This is a genomic window from Ructibacterium sp. SJQ-7 (assembly GCF_054696575.1).
The window spans coordinates 1,867,984-1,890,720 of record NZ_CP195193.1 but is presented as its reverse complement, the minus strand read 5'-3'; the positions used below and the strand labels follow the sequence as shown (position 1 = coordinate 1,890,720).

General features: G+C 38.3%; 3 protein-coding genes. All 3 read right to left on the bottom strand.

The genetic code is table 11. From position 1 onward, the window contains the following. Nucleotides 1-16: 16 nt before the first annotated feature. Nucleotides 17-14,833 (bottom strand): S-layer homology domain-containing protein, encoded by a 14,817-nt coding sequence (locus tag ACSAMO_RS08195; protein ID WP_499209087.1) that lies wholly within the window; start codon nucleotides 14,831-14,833, stop codon nucleotides 17-19. Between the two features lie 78 nt (nucleotides 14,834-14,911). Beyond that, nucleotides 14,912-17,068, bottom strand: coding sequence for a hypothetical protein (locus ACSAMO_RS08190; protein WP_499209086.1), 2,157 nt, complete (start codon nucleotides 17,066-17,068; stop codon nucleotides 14,912-14,914). Further along, complete coding sequence (locus ACSAMO_RS08185) at nucleotides 17,065-22,524, bottom strand: dockerin type I domain-containing protein (RefSeq protein WP_499209085.1); 5,460 nt, start codon at nucleotides 22,522-22,524, stop codon at nucleotides 17,065-17,067. Before ACSAMO_RS08185 ends, ACSAMO_RS08190 begins: the two co-directional genes overlap by 4 nt. Nucleotides 22,525-22,737: the final 213 nt, after the last annotated feature.

Here is a 22,737-nt window from a genome sequence, read left to right as displayed (position 1 = left end):
AAAAAGCTCTTATTAATCAAGCATTGGGAGTCGGAGAAGGCTCCGGAGTAGGTGATGCACCCGCTCCGGCATTCTCGTCTGATGTGTCTTCTACAACTTCTGTTTCTGTAATCTTATTCTTATCATATTCTTCTGACTTGATGAACTGACTTTCATCAGCTGCAACGTCTTTAAGAATTCTGTGGTTCATTGCGAATACTACATCATTATAAGCCCAATGTGCCTCTGTCATATCTGACGGAAGTACCTCGATATTTCCGACAGTCATATCTGCAAGAACTCTGTTAACTGTTGCAACAGTTTCTGCTCTTGTTATAGGTCTGTTCGGACCGAATGTACCGTCAGGATAACCTTCCATAATACCTCTGTCTGTCAAATACTTGATAGCCTTAACAGCCCATTCACTGTAACCCTCATCTACGTCAGGATAAGCTAATTCATCAGAAGACATATAGCCTGAGATGTCATAGCCCTCTGCCTTAGCCATCATAACAGCCATTTCTGCTCTTGTGATGTAATTTTGAGGTCTGAATGTACCGTCTTCATAACCTGTTACTACACTGAATTTCTCCAAGTAACCGATATAATCTTTACTCCAACCTTCGCCTACATCAGGGAATGATGTATCATATTCTTTATCCATGTAGATATTATTTGCAATCAATCTTGCGAATATTGCTGATACTTCTTCACGGCTGATTGGAAGTTCAGGACCGAATACATTATCATCATAACCTACGATATATGGATTTAACATAGTCTTTGTGATGATTGACGGTTCTTTTGTAGGTTCCGGAGTAGGATTTGCCGGCTTAGGAGTCGGTGTTGCTACTGCCTTTGTAACTGTAATTGTAACAGTATCCTTTAGAGTCTTATTAGTCTTAGACTGAGCTGTGATTATAGCTGTACCTTCGCCAATAAACTTAACAATACCGTTTTCGTCTACAGTTGCAACGCTTTCATTATCTGATGTCCAAATAACTGTTGGGTCTGCAGGTTTTGTAACGAATACTGCGATCAAGTCTACAGGGTCACTTTCTGCAGGAGCTTCAATCTTGCTTACGTCCTTACCTGCTGTACCGTCGGCGTTTTCGTACTTAATGCTTAGGGAGTTACCTCCTCCTCCGCCGCCTCCGCCGCCGCCACCATGATTGCTGCTGGTTATTTCAATCTTAGCGCCGGTAACAGTACCTACAACGTAGTTAAGAGTCATTTGGTCATTTGAACCGTCTACCTTTGCATCTGTAACAGTTGCATCGACAGTTCCTGTTGCTGATGTTACGAATGTAGCTTTATAGCCGATTGTAACATTATCCTTATCCTTTTCAAGAATATCAGTTGTTGTAAAGTTCTTGTTCTTTGTTACAGTCTTTTCACCTGCTGAACCCTTTGTTGATGAAGGAACAGTCAATGCAGTGATGTTGATTGTCTTAGGTGTTATTGCACCCATTATAGGTGTAATATCATTTTCGTTTTCATCTGCCTCGATTTCATAATTGTCTGTATTTGAAATTGAAACATTTGTAAAGTTAATTGCCTTTTGATATACATCACCGAACTTAGCAACATTTCCATCTACAAATGCAGGAGTTGCTGTAACTGTTACAGTATCACCCGTTGCAACACCGCTTACTGTATAAGTAATTTCAGGAGTTGTTTCGTTTAATGTTACTGTATTTGTACCGTCATATACCTTTGTATATGTACCGTTTGCTGTAATCTTAACCTTTTTCTTATCAGCAGTTGCCTTATTTGTAAAAGGTTCATTTGTTGCTGTCGGAACAGTAATCTTAATCTTATTATCCATATCTCTGCGGATTTCAGAATCAGAGCTTACAGGTGTGTTTGTGTTTGTCCATGTAAATACTGTACCGTTTTCCGGTTCTGTATAACCGTCTGTTGTCAACCAAGCACCGTTTTCGTGCTTATGCTTTGTTGTCGAGCCGTCACTGTAACTTACAGTGTATTCAAGTCCGTCAAGACCGTTTGCACCAAGCTTATCGCCATGTTGCGGTCTTGGTGTAGCAGTTACAAAGTTAGGTTGATTAATAATTTCAACTGTTGCAGTTTTCCGAGTAACACTACCCTTCGTGTCTTTACCATTCCATTCAATATAGTAATTATCAAGTTCAGTAGGATTTGTTGTATAATCTACCTCTGCAGTTTCGATTTGTTCTTTAGTATTATCTCGATATGTACCATATACAGTTACATTAACGGTTTCCTTTTCACCATTAACTGTTACTTCACCGCTTTGTGTATAGTTTGTACCTTTTTCCAAAGTCACTTTTTTATCTGCACCTATGATAATCGACGGAACGGAATTGATTGTAATTGTCAAAGGAGCTTTTACAATATTACCTTTTGCGTTGTTTACATAGCTAATCTCATAATTATCGGCGTCTGTGCCACTAAGCACATAACCTGTGGCATTAATAGTCAAATTATCTGCTACATTGCCATTAGCATTATTACCGATTGTTGCTGAAAGTGTACCCTTAGTTAGAGTTACATCATCACTGCCAACCGTGAAGTTAGTAGGTTCAGTAATCGTCAACTTACCAATTTCATCAACTGTAAGAGAATTATTACCACTGTATGTATGGTTGATTGCATCTGTACCGTTATCAACAGTTATTGTAACAGGTTTCCTATTTAATGTTATTGACGGATTGCCTGTCGATGGAACTGAGGCACTTCCACTCTTTGTATAGGTAGCTTTCAATTCCTTAGTTGGATTAAGCTTATCATATCTTACAACAGTTTTATCTGTATCAAATGTAGGATTTGCATTAATTGTTGTATCACCAAGCTTGATACCTATTTCACTCGGCAATTCAGCCGGTGTTCCTGTAACGTTCTTAATCCATTTACCTTTCGTACCATACTCATATATATCTGTCTTAGCACCGTCATTATATATAACAGTTATCTTTGTACCTTTCAAATCGAACAAGTCACCATGAGTATATTCTGTCTTGCCTGTTGTTTCAATTTCAATCTTAATACCTGTAACTGTACCGTTTGAAATAGTTGCATTACCGTCTACAATAGCAAATTTTACATCATAGTTATCTACATAATCTGCGTTACCGTCAGTTCCTTTAGCAGATACCTTTGCGGTTACATTATCATATGTAACTGTTTTTATACCCTCTGATGATGTATCCTCGTATTCATACGGTATATCAACCATAATTGTATGACCGTCTAAGATTGAATAGAATCCTGCATCTCCCGAAATGCCATAACCGCCCGTAGATGATTGTACCAATTTTTCCAAAGTACCTGTCTTAGGAGAATCAACTGTTGTGTTCATATTCTTTGTTACAGATGTAACTTTTACAGGACGCTTATTAATCTTACCTGTTGTATTATTTGTAATGCTTGCATCTGATGGTAGAATATAATATTGATTATTAGCATTATCATTTAATACCACTGTACCAATTACAAGTTTTGGTGATAAGGCTGTATCTGCTACTGTTGTTCCGCCATACTGGATATTATCCTTTGTACTATCACTTAATGTAACACTGTCACTTCCGGCTACACCATTTAATGTAAGAGTTACACTTTCCTTATTAAGCGATGTAAGAGCATTTGTGTTATCATATACCTTTTCAATATTACCGCTTACTTCCAAAGTAAGTTGTTTCTTTGTTAAAGTGATGTCACCGGTTGAAGCTGATTGATACTCACCGTTAGTATCCTTTACTTTTGATGTAACCTTAACAGATGTTGTCTTGTTATCGCCATCAGCTTGAAGATTCTTGTTTGTATCATCAAGACGAATTACACCGTCAGTTGCTGAACTATTTGTGTCACCCCATGTAATTGTTACATCGTCAGGAGTTCCCGATAACTCTGTATCACTACCACCTGTTACATCATGCCACTTACCGTCCATATGTTTATACTGCTTTTTATCAGTATCATCATTATTGTATGTAACTGTGATTGTCATACCGTCAAGAGTTAAATCATCGCCATGTGACCATGTTGTCTTTGTAGGAGATGTAACTTCAATCTTTGTTACAGGTTTCTTATTTACAGTACCTTTTGTGTCTGTACCTTTCAATACGATATTGTAGTTAGTAAGTTCAGTAGGAGTTGTTGTATAATCTACATTCGCAGTTCCACTTTGTTCTGTAGTATTATCTTGATATGTACCATGTACAGTTAAATCAACCGTTTCTTTATTACCATCAACTGTTACTTCGCCATTTTGTGTATAATCTGTATCTTTCACCAAATCTACTTTTTTATCTGCACCTATAATAATTGCCGGAACAGATGTAATTGTTACTGTCAAAGTAGCTTTTGTAATATTACCTGTTACATTACCGGTTATATTCAAACCTGTTTGTGGATCTGTAATGTAATAGTTACCATTATCATTACCTGTGCCTAATGTGTAGTTTACTATATTGATAACCTTGTCATTACCAGCTGTTGAATTTTCATATGTTGTAGTTGCTGTAATTGTAACATTATCTTTTGTTGAACCAAATGTTACAATATCAGTTGAATCATATGCAATGTTAGCCGGTTGGTTAACAGTATTCGTACCGTCATATGGTTTTGTAATATCACCGTTTTTGCTAACAGAAATATTTTTAATTTCTTTTTGACTTACACCAAGAGTCAATGCTTCAACCGGTTGAGCTGAATTCATCTTATCCAATACAGTAATTTTCTTTTTATTATCTCCGTATCTTAATTGTTGAGTTGCATCCGTTATAGGATTATCACCCAACTTTAATGATACCGGAAGATCGCTTGTTGTAACTGTTGTGCTACCATTAATCGCTTTCTGTGCAGTCCAGTTATTACCTGATACATATGTAAATACATTGTTATCTCTGTCATTTTGATATGTTACTGTGATAACCATATTCTGCAAGCTAAGCTCATCACCATGAACATACCCTTCAGCTTTACCACCTGTTACAGTAATAGTTTCAATAAGGTTATCCACAACACTACCTGTTCCCGATGTAGGAGTAACAGTTATAGTATAGTTATCATCATTTTGAACATTTTCCAAACTTAATGAAACAGTCGGTGTATTTGCTGTATCTGAAACATCTTGACCTGTATAGTCTGCAATAACATCAAATGTCACATTATCCACATCATATGGTTTAATATCATTTTCAAACGAATATGAAGTAACTTTCTTCTTCAAATCGTTTCCTGTAGAATTTTTTAATACAGGAGGAATATTGCTGTTTTCGACTTTTACAGTAATAACTTTCTTCTTAATTGTACCCTTTACACCGCTTGGCATAATTACATTATACTGATCGCTGTTATCTCCTGTAATTGTCAAACCGCTTATTGTAATATCCTTATCTGAACCCTGGTTCTTAGTATCGAATGTAGCTGATACATTTGATGAATCAACTGTAAAGCTATCAAAGCTATCGTCTGATACTAAGTCAGCGCTTGTGATACCAAACTTTAGAATCGATTTTGCGTCAGTTGTAGTATCATATGTCTTTTCGATTGCCGATAAACCGTCAGCTTTTTCTGCTGTCAAGTGTAAATCTTTCTTATCAACCTTTAATGTAGCAGTTGTATTTGCACTGTCAAGACCTGTCTTTGAAACAACGATATGCTTACCGTTATTACCTGTTACAAGTTTGCTAAAGTCACCGCCGTCTTCGATTGCAACAGTCAATCCTTCGTTATTCCATTCAGCTGAACCATATGTAAATTCGTGAGTAGAACCGTTTCCATATGTGATTGTAACAACCATACCGTCTAACGAAATACTGTCACCATAATATTTCTGATATGAAATATCTGTCGGATCAGTAGTTACTGCCATACTTGTTGCGGCATTAGTCTTAATTTCTACACTTGCGTTATTCCATGTAAATGTATAGTTATCCTTACCTGTACCGTTTTCGCTTGTATTTGTCGGTGCATAAGATTTTGTAGCTGCACTTGCTAAATCTGCCTTTGGAACAGTAACAGTATAAGCAAATGTGAAGTTACCCTCTTCGCCTGATACGATACCGCTTTGAGTTACCTTACCATCTGCAACTGTTGCACTTGTTTCAGTTATAACCTTATCATCTGTCGCGAATTTATTTTCATAAATATCCTCAGAGATAACCGGTGTTAGTGTAACTGATTTTGTAGTAATGTTACCTGTCAATGACGGATATGTAGGTGTATATTCAACTAAGTTAGAACCTACAAGAGTCGGTGTACCTGTCAATGCTATGTTATTCTGAGCATCTTTACTGCTGTAAATATATGTCGGAGCTGTTACACCTGTTATGTCATTATTATATACGCCGTCAAATCCTTCTTGTGAATCGGCAACCTTTAGAGCGATTGTCTGTTCTACAGCTTGTGTACCGTCATATGTCTTAGTGATAGCGTCACTGCCATCTCTTTCAATCTTAACTGTACGTTTTGCAACGTTTATTGTAATTGCATTAGAACTTACAGAATCCTTTGTAACAGTAATTGTTTTACCGTTATCTGTTGAATTCTTCAATACAGTTCCGTCTGTCGGAAGTAATGTATTAAGGGTCAAACCAAGAGTATTCCAATCTGTGTCATTATATCGAATACCGTCTTTTGTTTCACCGCCAACATATGTTACCTTTACTGACAAATCACTCAAATCAAGTGTATCACCATACTTATAACCCTTTTTGTCCTTTGTTATTTCAATCTTCTGTATACCTTGAACTTCAACACTACCCTGGATTGTAGAAGGTTTATCTCCTATTACAAAGTTATCAGTAGCAGTAACGAAAGCAATATTGCTTATCGGAACAGTAACAGAGCTTGCAACTGTGTTAACCAAATCACCATAATCATAATTAAACTTAATTGCCGGCTTTGTCAAACCGTTCATTTCAGCAATATAGTCAACTGTCGAATCAATAGTTCCACTCTTAGCTATCTTATAATAAGCAGTTGGAGCAACTTCACCTATTGCCGTTATATTAATTGTATACGGATTAATCTTACCCGATATTTCCTCAATGCTTGTCGGTGCGATGTAATTGTCTTTATCATCACCGTCAAGACCGATATTAGTGAATGTTATACCAACATTATTGATTGTTGTATCTGTTTTTGAAACATTAGCATCTTTATAACTTGCGTTAGCTGTTACGCTTACGTTATCAGCCGTACCGTTAAAGCTCTGTACTCCATTATCACCGATTTTGTATGTAACATGTTGATCACTTGTAAGACCGGTTGTACTATCATATGTCTTATCTGCCGCATCTATTGACGCAGTTGCCGTTAATTGCTTTTGTAGCATTGTAACTACACCTGTTTCAGCTTTTTTCTCACCGGCAGAAACCTTAATCTTCTGATCTTTCATATTCTTGTAATGAGCCTTGAAATTCAAAGCGTCATTGCTATTTAATGAGATACTTCCAAGTGATACATTTACACCTGCCGGAAGATCTGTATCCCATTTGTAATTACCCTCTGTACCTGTTACTGTATATGTTGTACCTGTTGGGTGACTGCTTGTCTTAATAGTAACTGACAAACCTGTTGGATTGAATGTATCACCATGTGTATATGACATATTAGTCGGTGCAGTAATTGTAGCATCTGTAAATGCGTCTGCTATTACTGTACCTGTCAATCCTGTAGGCCATGCAAATTCATAGTTACCGCTTTCCGTTCCTGTAATAGAAGTATCTGAAATCGTTACAGTCGGATTATCATCCGTTGAATTTGCATATGTAAGTTCATAAGCGAATGTCAAATTAGCTCTGTCGCCCGATAGAATATCAGCCGCTACAACAGTATTAGCTGTAGGATGACCGCTTGCAATAGCACTTGCATTTGAAATTGATTTTACAAGGTCTTCTGTGTCCTTATAAATTGACGGGATATATACATTTGAAATTTCAACAGTTTTTACTGTAATATCACCGACTACATCGCCTGTAACAGTAGCGTCAGTTCCAAGTGTATAGTTATCATTGCCGCTTACTGTCGGTGTTGTAAAGCTAATTGCTTTATTTTGACCAACATTCTTATTTTCATATGCAGGTGTTGCACCAAGAGTTACTGTATCTCCGCCGATTACCTGAGTTGATGTATAACCGATATTGCTCTTTGATGCGTCATTTAATTCTGTATCACCATTATATGTCTTTGTAATATCACCGTTCTTTGTTGCATTAATTGATGTAATTTCAATAGGTTTGATTGTTACGGCACTGCCTTCACCACTGTCATTACCATTCTTATGGTTTGCAACGATTTGGTTGCCGTTATGTCCTGTTACAGACAATGTTTGTCCTTGTGCAAAAGTTCCGCCTTTTGCAGTATCTTTCCATGATAGTGTAAATGGAATATTATCTGCGCTGATATTTACACTGCCCAATGCCCATGAAACCACGTCATTGACTACTGTTGCTGTGTATACTTCTGATGTTCTGTCTGTATAGTTAATTGTAACCTTTAAGCCGGCTATACTTAATTTATCGTTATATGTAACATCGCTGTTAAACTGTGTAGGGTTAGCTACTGTAATACTGTCTATAGTTCTTTCTACTACATTTGCACTACCTGTCAATGAATTAGGTGTCAATGAGTAGTTTGCGCTTGTTCCTACTCTATTATCAAGAGCAATGTTTGATATATCTACATCAGTAGTTGTACCGCTTTCAGGATTTGAAGTTTTGTACTTATAGTCGAATGTTACGCCTACTGTTTCACCGCTTACAATACCTGTGTCTGTATCTGCCGCCTCAAATGTAGCATTTGTAGCACTTGTTGCGGTTTGGTCTGTAACTTTTTGTGATACGTCAGCATACTTATTAACGTTCGGAATTGTTATTCCTGTGATAACCAATGGACGACGTGTGATTGTTGCGTCAAATTCTTGATTTGTATAACCGCTAATTTCAAAATTATTTGTATCGTTTAGTTGCGGAGCGGATACAGTAATCTTGGTTGCAAGTGCAACTGTTGAATCGTTATAAGTATATGTTGCACCGCTTACTGTCGGTAATGTAACAGACAATCCGTCAATAGAGTTTACAGATCCAACTGTCCACTCAATAACACCGTTTGTATAAGTTGTGTTACCGTTATATACCTTTGTAACGTCACCGTTCTTTGACGGATTTACAGTTACTTTACGTTTGTTAACTGTGCGAGAAACACTACCTTCAACGCCTTCTTTAACCTTTACAGAAACAGTTGCTGTACCTACAGCCAAGCTATCCTTATCTGTAGGAAGTGTGATTGTGAATGGCTTTTCTGATACTGCAGTATCGTTCTTCTTCCAATTCACACCATCATCTGATGTATATACTTCTGTATTAGTATTGCCATAATCAACAGTTACTGTTGTACCTGTCAAATCAAGCTTATCGCCATATTCATATGTCTTATCAGGAATTGTAACTGTAACACCTGTTGCCTCAACTTCATTTACCACACCTGTTGCAGTAGCATTATTAGTAAGACTATAGTTCTTATCGATTGCAGTATCTAATCTTACATTAGATAAGTTTACAACAGCAGTATTGCTTACTGTCTGATTATCTGCATACGCATAATCGTATATTACTGTAACCGTTTCACCGCTTACAATACCAGTGTCTGTACTTGCCGCCTCAAATGTAGCACCGCCGTTTGCAGCACTTGTTGCAGTTTGGTCTGTGCCTGTACCTGCCTCAAATCTGTTGATTGCAGGAATATTTGTGATAGCTGTTAAAGTAATCGGACGTTTTGTAATTGTACCGTTCGGTGTACCTGTTACATCAGGAGTACCAAGTTTATAGTTACCATCATTATTATTTGTCAAATGGAAACCTGTGATATTTAACGGCTCAGATGCATGTACATCAGCCTCTGCATATTCAACAGTATTAGGCGCAACCGTTACCGGGTCACTATTTATAATACCCTCTGTAATTGCATATGTAAATGCCGGATTTGGCGTCAAATCTGCATTACCATCATACACCTTTGTCTGATCAGTACCTGTAATTTTAATCTTAGTCAATGTGATTGGATTTACTGTAATCTGATCACTTGTACCTGTTACGCTTGTACCTGTGTATGATGCAGTGATACCCTTTGTACTTCTTTGAACATTAAGAGTTTCACCTTGAGTCGGTACATCTGTTGTGCCTGACCAAGCAAGAGTAAACGGAACAGTTATAACGTCTACATCGCTTTGACCCTCAACTTGTTTTGTCCAAGTTGTTGCGTCTTTCCATACATATGTTTCGCTACCATCGCTTGTTCCGCCTGATGTAAAGTTAACTTGTACCTTCAAACCGGCTAAAGCTAAAGCAGTACCATATGTTTGAGCCGTAGCAAATTGAGTCGGAGCAGTTACTGTTAATGAGTCAACCTCTCTTTCGTCAACGTGACCTGACTTTGTAAGAATGCTTTCATCTAATGTATAGTTATTGTTAACAGTGTTTGTGCTGTTTAGAACAAGATTATTTATTGTAATATTACTTGTATCGCCTGCTACAGATGTATCATTATATGTATACTTATAGTCAACTGTTACATTCTCACCGCTTACAACATTATCAAATGTTACAGCTGATGTTCCTACATTTTCAACCGGTACATCTGTATCATTTGAATATTGTTTTACTGTCGGAACAGTAATAGCAGTTACGGTTATGTGACGAGCTGTTATTGATGCAGTAACATTGTTTGTAAAATTCTCAATTTCATAATTTGAATTACTCAATGTCAAATCTGCTTTATTAATTGTTACACCGTTTGTTGAAACTGATGTACCATCATATACTGCAGGATTATTACTTACCGTCACTGTATCTGCATTGAATTGAGTATCATAACCTGCAGATTGATTTGTTACGTCATAAGTTATAGCATCATCAGCGTCCAAATCCGTTTTGCCGTCATATACCTTTGTAATATTACCGCTTGCTGTGACATTAACCTTTAATTTATTAACAGTAATGTTACCTGTTGTCGCCGAGCCAACACCTGTTGCTGATGCAGTAATTGTATATGTACCTGCTGAATCAAACTTATGAGTTGCTGAAAGTGCTTCATCTGTTCCTGTCCACTTTAATGTAATATCATCAGGAACATCATTCCAAGCATATACTACCGAATCAGTTTCGCCGTCATATGTTACAGTTACTTTGATACCTGTAGGATCAAATGTGTCACTGTAATTATATTCGTTCTTAGTTGGATCACTTATAGCGATAGATTTTATAGTTCTGTTGTTAACTGTACCGTTTTGATTTTCCAAATAAGTCGGTTCAACAGTGTAGTTTGTATTTGTTGTAGCAATGTTTCTCACTGTTACATCACTAACCCGACCTACACTGCTTATGTTTGCATATGAATAATCATATGTAATTGCAACTGTTTCACCATCCACAACTTCATATAGTGTATTAAGATCATACTCTGTATTAGTCGGAATAGTTGCTGTAGCGCTACCTGTCTTTGTATCAGCTTTATTCTTTGTCGCATCCGGTACATTGTTAATAATTGCAATCTTTACAGTACGCTTGTTAATTTTACCGCTACCGTTAGCGATAGTTTTAATTGTGTAGTTATCTTTATTCGCACCGGCAAGTGTTGCAGTAAATACTACATTTTTGTCGTTATCACTTGCATTTTTGTCTGTAAGACCAGCCGCAACACCATCTTGATATACTGCTGTTACACTTGCAGTTACAACATCATCACCTACAAGTTCTCCGTCAGGGATTGTTGCTGTAAGTGCCGGTGCCTTTACAGTACCATCGTAATCCTTGTTGATACCTGTTGTTTGTGACGGGGTAACAGTAATAGCCTTTTGACCAACTGAAATAGTACCACTTGCTCCTGTTACTCCATTACCTAAACTTACTGTAATTTGATCACCGTTGTTAACTGCAGTTGAGTCAGTTGTATCGTGACGTGTTATCTTTGCCTCTGCCGCAGCCTTGAACGCATCCCATTCACTGAAGTTTGTACCGTCCAAACTGAACTGTGTACCTGTTGGAAGTGTATTATCCCAACTTGTGCCGTTATATGAGTATGTTGTGCTTGTTTCGCCTTCTTTTACTGTAAATGCTAAACCATCCAATTTGAATGTATCACCATGTGCAAATGTACCTGTCGGTGCAGTTACGCTTGTAATACTTCTTGCGGCAAGAACTGTGATTTTTTTCGAAATCGTCATACCTTCGCCGAAGTCGAAAGTATATGTATGATCGCCGTTTGATGCAGTTTCCAAATCTGATTTTGAAACAGTGTATGTTGCCTTATCGACTGCCCAAGTACCACTCGGAGTAGTAGCACCTATCTCTACATCTGAGTAATCACCTAAAGTAATAGTAAATACTTTATCTGTATCATTTGTACCCTTACGATATGTCATATCAGCACTAACGGTCGGTGCAGTTTTTGTTGCAAATGTTACTTCAACAGTTGTATCGGCTGTCGGATTTGCAACGGCGTGTGTAACTGTTTTTTGTACACCGCTAATTGTTTCTCCTGTTACTGCCGTAACTTTGTTTTGGTCAGCAGCAGTTGCTGTTACAGTGTAGCTTTCATCATAATAAACTGTGTATGTACCGTCAGATTCTGCAGCAAGTGTACTTCCGCCATCTTTTGCTACAGTAACAGTACCGTTACCTGTTTTGTTGATTGTCAATTTATGTCCGGCATCAACTGTCAATGCAACAGTTGCTGTTATATTTTCACTACCTGACGGTGTGAAAGTATAAGTTTGACCGTTGTCTGTACCTGTTGTAATACCGCTTACTGTCCATGTGTAACCTGTTGTGTGAGCAACAGTTGGTGCTGACAAAGTATATGCAGTATTCTTTGTCAAAGCAACCTTTGTACCTGATGTGTGAGTAACACCTGTGATTGCACCTTGTGTTGGGTCAGTAATTGTGATGTAAGGTGTTGTATCAATAGCAGATAGAGTTGCTGTTGTTGCATCTTGTTGACCTGTTACAGTAATTTCAACGTTTTTGTTTGCCGCAGTTGATGTCAAACCTGTAAGCTTAGTTGCAAGGCTTGCACCTTTTACTTTAATTATATTTCCTGATATTGTGTAATCAGAACTGCTTAATGTTTGTCCATCGATTGTGATACCTGTGATGTCGCCGATAACATGTGTACCTAAAGTAAGTGTGATGTTAACGTCATTCTTATCATATAAATCGAATGAATCAGAGATTGACGCTGATATAGGTGTACTTGCTGTTGCGTCAAAAGAAACAGACTTTTCACCATTACCGTCAACGTCAATATCATCTGATGCTATTGTAGCAGTTTTATCTGCACCAGGATTTGTAACAGTTTTATCCTTTACAGTAAGAACAACACCGTTAGTATTATCAAGTGCATAACCTGTGTTAGGTTTTACTGTAATTATAGCATCATATGCTTTATCATATTCAAAATTACCTGTTACTCCTGTACCGTTATATTCCCATGTAACTTCTGCAGTATAATTAGCACCGTCAGGTACTGTTGCAACTGTATCAGGTGTTTCACCCGGTTTAGGGTATGTTACAGATACTTGTGCTGTTGTAATTTTTGCATTTGCAACAGTAATTGTATCTATAGCTTGATACTTTGGATTACCGTCATTTGTGTCTGTTCCGCTGTACTTAACGTAAACTGTTTGATTATTGTTATCTAAAGTTAATTTAGCAGGTAAATCAGTGGCAGAGGCAGAATCTGCTCCAATAACCAAAGATAGATTGTTCTCTGGAAATTTGTTATATGGTACGACCTCCGTCGTACCGTCACTATACCTTAAAGTAACTTCTAAACCATCAGGTGTATAACTGTCATTCGGTGCGAATGAAGATTTAAGTCCTGTTTTGTTTGATGAAATACCTGTAAGCTTAATAGCGTCAAATGTATATTCAGCCTTTAATGTTCCGTCGCCGTTAAGTGTTACAGTAGCAGTTTTACCATTGATTGTTGCAGTTGTTGAATCTGTAAACTTGTAACCACTGTCAGCACTTAGTGTAACACTTGCTTTGTATGCTTGATTTTTAGCAAATGTGCTGTCAGCCGGATCCCATGTAACAGCCGGATTAGCTACCACGCCGGTTGTAGTTGTTGTAGCAGTCGTAGCCGGTGTTGCACCAATCTTCGGTGCTGTTACAGTTAATGCTACTGAAGGTATTGCTGTATCTTCAGACGGTGTGTCGCCACCTTCTGGGAATTGTAGATTACCTTTGTCATCAAATGTTCCTACAGCAGACATAAAACCTTTCTCAGAGAAGTTTGTGAAACCGTTTTTACCACTCAAAATATATACCCATACTTTAGCACCTTGCAAATCGGCTATAGAATCAACGCTATTTTCAAAATCCTTAGAAAGTTGGCAACCGTATCCATCTTCTCCCGTTGTCCAATTATATGTCTTATTTAACGCACTGCCCCAGGTTAAACTAACTGTATCCCCGGGTTTAGATTTTCCATACCATTGTGCAGCCGGACCGGCAAGCCATTCCCAGTCGTCTGACGTATGTCCTGTAGTCACATCGGTATACATATTAACATAACCAGTACCACTAGAGTCATCGGTTATAGTGTCTGTGACATCATTACCGGCTCCTGCATCAAAATCCGTTGCAAGAAGTACAAAATAGTCATCAGGATTATTTAATCCGTCACCAAACGTCACATCAAATTGTGTAAGAACACCTTCCGTTATTTTTATTTTCAAATCGGTAACCATATTAGGTGTTCCTGTAATGTTACCGTCGCTATCAATCTCTTGTTGTGCAAAAGTCGTAGGCATTATTGAAAATAACATTGACAGTGCCAAAAAGGCACTTAATATTCGTTTTTTCATGCTTTAACTCCTTCCAAGTTAAATTTTCTGTTTTATTTCATTCAATTATTAGGCATTTATTTTATGTCTATTTTATGTCTATTTTATTAAATTCATAAGTGCATCATATTTTTCTATTTCTGCTTTTGCCACGTCTGCAGAAACATATGGCGTACTTGAATATATAATTGAATATTGTATCTGATACCATGTCAAATCATGATAGTCTTTACCGTCCGCTATTGCGCCTTTTATACAATTCACTACGGCTTGTGTTGCATTTTTTCTTTGAGCCGCCGTCGATATTGCTCCTGCCGCTGTTGTTCTTTTTACTTTCAAAGCATTAAATACATCAACTTTCCAAGCATTAGAATTTGTTACAGCACTCCCTGTCACTACAAAATCATTATATGCCTGTTCAAGATATGTTGAGGCAGTAAATTTAAAAATAACTCCTTCAGCTCCTTGTAGCTCTATCAATTTGCCATCTACCGCATTAGCTTCGCTTTCATACGCTCCTGTTATTACATCTGAATTGTAAATATCCTTTAATTGATAACCAACAGTGCTAACTGCATTTGTCGGTGTAAGAACAACTGGAACTATCTCTTGATTCTTGGCAGTCACCGCAAGTGCAGTGCTGGCACTCGCACCTACTTGTGTTATATCCATTTTTACTCCAAGATCTCTCGGTCTTGTAACTCCATAGCCTAATTTATTAACACGTCTATATTCAAAAGAAATAGAATATGTGCTTGATGTTGCATTTGACGTTACAAGAGCATATTGAAGAGGTCCTATCGCTGAATAGTATCGGTCACCATTAAAGTCTAAATTTGTTCCCGGTGTATATACGGCTTTTACTACCAGTGTACCGCCGTCTATATCATCTGTGGTAACATCGGAGAAATCGAATGATTCCATATCCGGTTTTGTTTGACTTGAATCAACCGGATTACCGTCTGCACCAAGTTCCGGCATTAAGTCGAATGTGGTTGCATTATTAAGTGCCGTCCATGTATCTGACATATTTGAGGCAGATACTTTTGTCCAGCCACCTGCATACGGTGCGTCTGCATGAATCGTTTTACCTGCAAAGCAATATTCAAGTTTATTCGTCAGTGGATAATCTGAGCCATTCGTAACCGTTCCCGTTCCGCCCGGAGTTGTCGGGTCAGTTGAATTTGGACCGGCATGAGGATACTCCCCTCTATAATTATCCGTTCTTTCCTTGCTTGAATAATTCGTATTCGTCTGCAAGTCAGGATGAATGAACTTTTCTTTTACATAATCATTTACCGATTCGGTCGCGTCCTCTCCGACACCACATGTCAGTGTGCCGATAAGTGAATCGTCCCAATCGTAAAACATTGTTACGTAAATATCGTTTAGACTAAGTCCGCCCGCTTTCGCACTCTTTCCTTGTCCGAGTACAATTTCAATATCCTTATTCGCCGCTTGCTCACTCATTTCAAGAACGCTATCTGTATAATCATACTGATAACCTTTCATTGAAAAGTCCGCTTTATAAATCGTAAAGCCGAACTGTGCCGGTGATACGGAAGATACATCATCAGACGCGATTGTCAGCACTTTATTCTGCGTCCAATCACTATCCCATGCGGAAGTCCATTGATCTTCTATCTTCTTTTTCGCATTTTCATCGGCATATGTGAATCTCGCTACAACAACCGGATTTTGATGTTGGTCGGGATCAGGCGTAGCCTTTGGGTCAGGCGTCGGTGTTACGGTCGGCGTCTTTGTCGGTGTTGGTGTCGCATCCGGATCCGCCGTTGCACTTGGGTCTGTCGCATTATTCGGTACTACACCCGGATATTCCGCCCCCAAATACAAATAACCCGTTTTCGTCGTCTGATTTGTTGCCGTATCTGTTTTGCTTTCAATATATGTCAGCGCGGTATGAGTTGTCCATGTGTCTTTACCCAGCGTCGGCAACGCTCGCCTTGTAGCCCATGTGGTTGACTCACTCATATCCACCGCTGTTGCCTCATCGTCCCATGTAGTCGGAACTATAAGGCTCGGATCATATTGCAAAACCGCTCCAACCGATGAATAATCTTCGTAATCGCCGTTTACTTCAAGGCTGATTTCCATATAATTATCTTCACCTGTTATACGTTTTGCAACAACAGTTATCTCCGGCTTTGTCGATGTCACTTCATCGGCTAACACCGTAGGAAGCAATCCCACTGCCAACGCAAGAGCTGACATAACTGCTACTATTCTCTTTATCAAGCGGAACCACCTCCATTATTTGCATTAGTTATATTAGACGGATATGTTTTCTCCATATTTTGTTTCAAAAGTGTCAGATCAAACATATTAACCGCTCCGTCACCATTTAAGTCTGCCGCCTCAAACCGTGCTTTATCCAATATCCACGGTTTCTGACGGTTAAAAAATCTCATCAACTCCGCCCTATCAGGCAATTTGATGATTTCATCGCCGTTTATATCACCAACAATCATTTCAATAGTATCGGCAAGCGTCAAATCTGCATTATCATCCACTTGCGTCTTATCTATTTCGATTTCGGGATATGTAAGGTGCGATTGTTTCTTTACAACCATTTTGTAGCTGAACTGATTCGATACAGGCAACTCAAAATTCCACTCACATTCGCCTTTTTTAGTCGTCTTAGTGAGTACGCCGTAAAGATTATTGCCGGCATCATCGGTATCTGCCGATGTAAATGTATACATCGGTGTCGTTTCACCGTCTTTGTATATTTCAACTGTAACCGGTTTTGTATCATTCCAACACTTAACTGTACCGATTATATTATATTTACCGTCAGTATTGAATATATCAACTATTTCAACACCGTCAAAATGGTTCTTTGCATTATTGACTTCTGTGGTTTTATCCACGTCACCTTCCCATGACGCTGAATTTGTTACACCGTTTTCGGTTGCGCCCATTACAAATGTTTGTTCCGTAAGGTTTAGTGTTATCGGCTTGCCGACATAACCATCCTCCGGCATTTTATTCAGTCTGAACGGCACTCTAAGCAGATAAACTCTGTCATATCCATCAGTCTGTATAAAATCACTCAGTCGCAAATTTGTACCGTCGACTGATTTTATTGTAACAAATTCCGTTTTATATTTGTCTGTTTGGTCAATATCCCAATCACTTTGCAAGGATTGTTTATACAATTCCGCATTCTTCCAATACGCCACATCACTCGTCGTTACATCTGACTTGATATTGTTACTTTCAATCGTTCCGGCAAGGTCAAAGCCCGTATCGGTACTGATTCTAATATTGCCGTCGCAAGGAGTGAATATTTCACTGTCATAATCTATCGCAAAATCCATACTGTACAATCCGTCAAGGAAATACTTCAAATTCTGCGTATTTTTTATACTTATTCCAAACCACACAATACCTGAACCGGCATTATCCACATCATAGACATTATCCGCTGTCAAGTTCGGTGTTTGAGGTTTGTCCAAAGGTTTTGACGCAGTTCCGAGATAGTCAAGCGTTAACGTTGCCTTTTCCGGCGGAACTGTCGCAACCGGTTGTCTGACCGCCGTATCAGGGTCGAATGTCGCCATACTGTCACTAACCGTTGTCGGAAGTGATTCGTAATACGGTGTAGGCATTATATTCAACAGTGCGTTAGCATCTATCGAGTTGACATTTCTGTCTTCGGTGACATCTGCAACTCTGTATGCGTAGATTTTCGCCCATTCATCAGCAGAATTTATTATATCGGTATAGAAACCGTTATTCATTCTTTGATAAAGCATATCCGCGTCATTTGAATCAACAGTTCTGTCAAGGTTAATATCACCTTTATTCGCAAGAACCACTACAGGTCTTGTAAACAATCGTGTTGTATTATCAGTATCGGTAAATGTATATTTTAACGTATACACTCCCGGTCTTATATTAAGACTTGCCAACTCACTTATAACACAACTTGCTCCTGTATTTGCCACAGTGACCGTTTGCGATGTTGTTGTCATTATATCTGTTACATTTGTCGGAACATTGACAGTTTGAACTTCTATTGTACGAGTTACATTTTCCGCCGAAACTGTATTTCCGTCCATATCTTTCAGATTTTTAAAACCCGGATCAACAAACGTTTGTCCGTTGTATACAAACAGCGTATAAGGATTTTCATCGTAATTCACGCCGTCCCATGCATCTGTATAATATTTTGTATCATATGTATTTACCGCTTTGTTCGGTGTATATGCCGCATCATATGTATGATTTTTCGAGAACAAATCTTTTGCCGTTGACTTATCCGTTATATTGTCGGACGATTCGATTAAACCGTAAGGTGAATTACCCGGTTTTATATCAACATCAACCGCTTTTTTTCTGAGTATTGTAATCGTGTATTCAGCCGAATAATTTTGTCCGTCATTCAGGTCTGTATATTCTGTCTTAATTTTGACTGTATTAAGTCCTTCTTGAAGATCAAACAAGTCGGATTTATATGTCGTAACACTCGTTGATGTAGAATCAACTTGAGGCGCTATTGTCAATGTATTTCCGTTCGCTGTTGCTGTCACCGTCATAGACGGAGTTAATTCCAACAGTTTATTCTTCAAATCGAATTCAACAAAATTCTTTTCTACAGAGCCGTCTACAATTACTCTGTATGCGTATGTTGTTTCGTTAAATGTTGTCACCGCATATGGTGGAAGTGACTCTCTTAAATCGTTTGGCATTGTCTCATTTTCATTATAATCCCTCAAGTCCGCCAAACGAACCCACACATCATTTGTTTCACGATAAGTCGGTCTTACCGTTACATTTTGCGCTATCATCGTAAATGTCGTTGACATTTGAGATGCGTTTGCGAACGTTATACCATCATCAGTTTCCCACTTATCGAATGTGTATCCGGAATCCAAAATCTGAACATATATCGGAACAGTTTCGCCTACTTCATATGTTCTTGAACATATCCTGTTGCTTGTTTCGTCCATCAAATATCCCAATCCGATAGATTGTTGTACGCTGTCGCCGTTGTCAACAGTTACGGTATACACTTCATTTTCCGTTACCTTAAAGGTTATATTGAAATATGCCAATTCAGCATTTTTATTTGAGCCTATGCTGACTCTCGCCGAATATGTTCCGACCGCCAAGCCATGCTTTGTACGAATTTCAAACTGCGTTTTGTCGCCAACATTCAAGAAAGTAACATACAATGGTATGCTGTTTACAAAGCTTGTAGGACTACTGTCTGTAGCCGTTGTTCCATCAGTCTGAACGAAATCGGAAATTCTCATTGTCAGACTGGTTATATTATCTATACCGACATTCTCAAGCGTGTACATTTGTCTTTGTACATCGGCAGTTGAATAACCCACTTTCTTTGTATCGTACTCAAACGTTTTACTGTTAAGCACAACTTCTACCGGACTGTCCGCACTTCCTACATCAGTAGTAATCTTTATTGCCTCTTTTTCCGGTTCCGGAGTCGGAGATGTACTCGGCGCCGGCGACTCACTCGGATTTGGCGACTCACTCGGATTTGGTGACTCGCTTGGGTTCGGTGATTCACTCGGATTTGGTGATTCACTCGGATTTGGCGACTCGCTCGGGTTCGGCGATTCAGTAGGTTTTACCGTAGGCTGAATTGCCAGTGTTGTCACCTTTATTTTTAAGTAAATATCGTCCGGATTTTGTACATATCCGAAATTTGTATATGAGTAATCTTCAAGTTTACCGATAAGTGTTACTGTTGTTCCCTCAGTCGGCAACACAGTAGCCGTCGGATCACCTTCGATGCTCCAACTTACAACCTTTGCACTGTCATATTCAGACGGCTGATAACCGGTCTGTCCATGATATGCAATAGGAATTGTACTTCTATCAGGGAATGATATATATGTTGCTATATCCGCAAGACTTTGTCCCTCGTATACAGAGAACATACCAGCTCTACCCTCTGAATAGTCTTTTTCGACATAGTTATTTTCGTTTTCACCAAGATAATAATTAACTCTCGGATCAAACACAAAACCTACTTGTGCAGTTTCTGCATCATCTGGAGGAATTGCTGACAATTTAAAATCATCATTACCCAAGTTTATGATACTTTGTATCAATTCACGGTCTGTATTCGTCATACTCGTTGCACTGTCAGACATCGCATTAATTTTAATAACTGCCTGTCTGTTAACAATACTAACCGTTACAAAATCATTGTTATCTGTACTTTTTAATACCATTCCGTTTGGCAGGTATATATTAAAGTTTGTTCCGTCTTCAAAAGCCGCTCCGTCTTTAGGAGTAACCGTTATATCTAAGATACCCGTTTCTCTTTCAACTTCCGCAGTTATTGTTGCATCCTTGAGATAATCATTTCCCTTTAATACATTTCTCAACGCGTCAATATTCCAATTAAATCCGTCAGGAATTGTAAGCCAAGCCGGCTCAGGTGCTCCAAACAATGTTTTGTCAAATTCTTCTGTATATGTTTCACTGACAGGCGCAGTACCTGTTTTCAAAGCTTCCGTAACATCATCAGGCGTCCAATCCGTTTGGATAGGATTTTGAGTCGGAGAAACATACATATCGTCAATGCCGTCCAAAACAGGAGTTACAGTATCAGGCATTTCTAAATCATCCCAAATTTCCGGTCTGTTACTGTCACTGTATGACAAAATACGATTATCATATTTAAAGCCGGTAATTGTAACAGGTTTTACCGTAACTTTTACCGTTACAACTTTATCTGTACCTGCATAGTTTTGACTTACCGTATAAGTCACATTACCCAAAGGATTATACTCTGTTCCATTGCTATATTGAACTGTAAAAGTTTCATCTTCGGAGTTCCATATCATATTGCCCAGCACTTGCTGTCCGTCGGAATATCTCTGAACAACGGTATTCATTGTTTGGTTCAAATATGCAACCAAATCTGCCAATGTACCCGCTTTTGTCGCATCTGAGCATCTATTATAAATAGAATACGCAGTAACTGTTCGTTCTTCAACTGCCGGAGTTACATCAAGAAGTGTTCTGACAACTTTCCATTCTGCCGGAAGTACATCTACAAAGTATTCAATATGGTCATCTCCGACATACATAATATACGCACTATCATCTTCTATACTTAAAATACTATTAAGTTGACTTTGCGTCATATTACATACTTGAACAGGATCTACGATTTGGAAACTCATCTTTCCAAGTGAAACTTTCCTGTCAGATGCTAAAATACATTTTACATCTTCCGTTTTTGGTGAACCTATCTGTTTCACTCCAATATATTCACCGTTAGGGGTTTGCGGGTCCGGTACAAGGTTCATTTGTATCGAACTGCTCGTCAGCTTGGAATATTCTTTTGTCAAATAAGCCTCACTTGTAAATACTTCTGTATTTGCTTTAAAGGTATTCGTTGCATCAGTCGTTATATCATTAGTATCAAAGTTGGACGGAACTATATACCTGCTATCATAATCCAAAGTAAAATCCACACCGGTAGCATCAATATTTTCAATACTGACATCTACTAATGCTTGAATTTTTCCATTTGTACCATACTGCAAAGTAAAGCCGTCAAAAACAAGTTTACTGTCTTCTGTAACAACATTTGCAAGACTTATATTTTCTTTTTCCGCTGACACCGTAAAAACAAACGACGGCAACATCATACATATTATTGTCCATACCGCCACAACTTTCTTTATTGCAGCACTTTGTCGCATATAACCCCTCCCCTCCGGGTATATTTAATACGCTTATTTTACATTTTATGGAATTAACTGTGCGTATTCTTTTAATTGTATCCATATATATTTAATATACTACATCCCCCCCTAATTGTCAAGTTAACCAAATATGACAACTATGCTACATTTCCGTGTCAAAGAAAAGCCTATTTGGTCGAATTTTGTTTCTTATATAAATATAAAAGACAA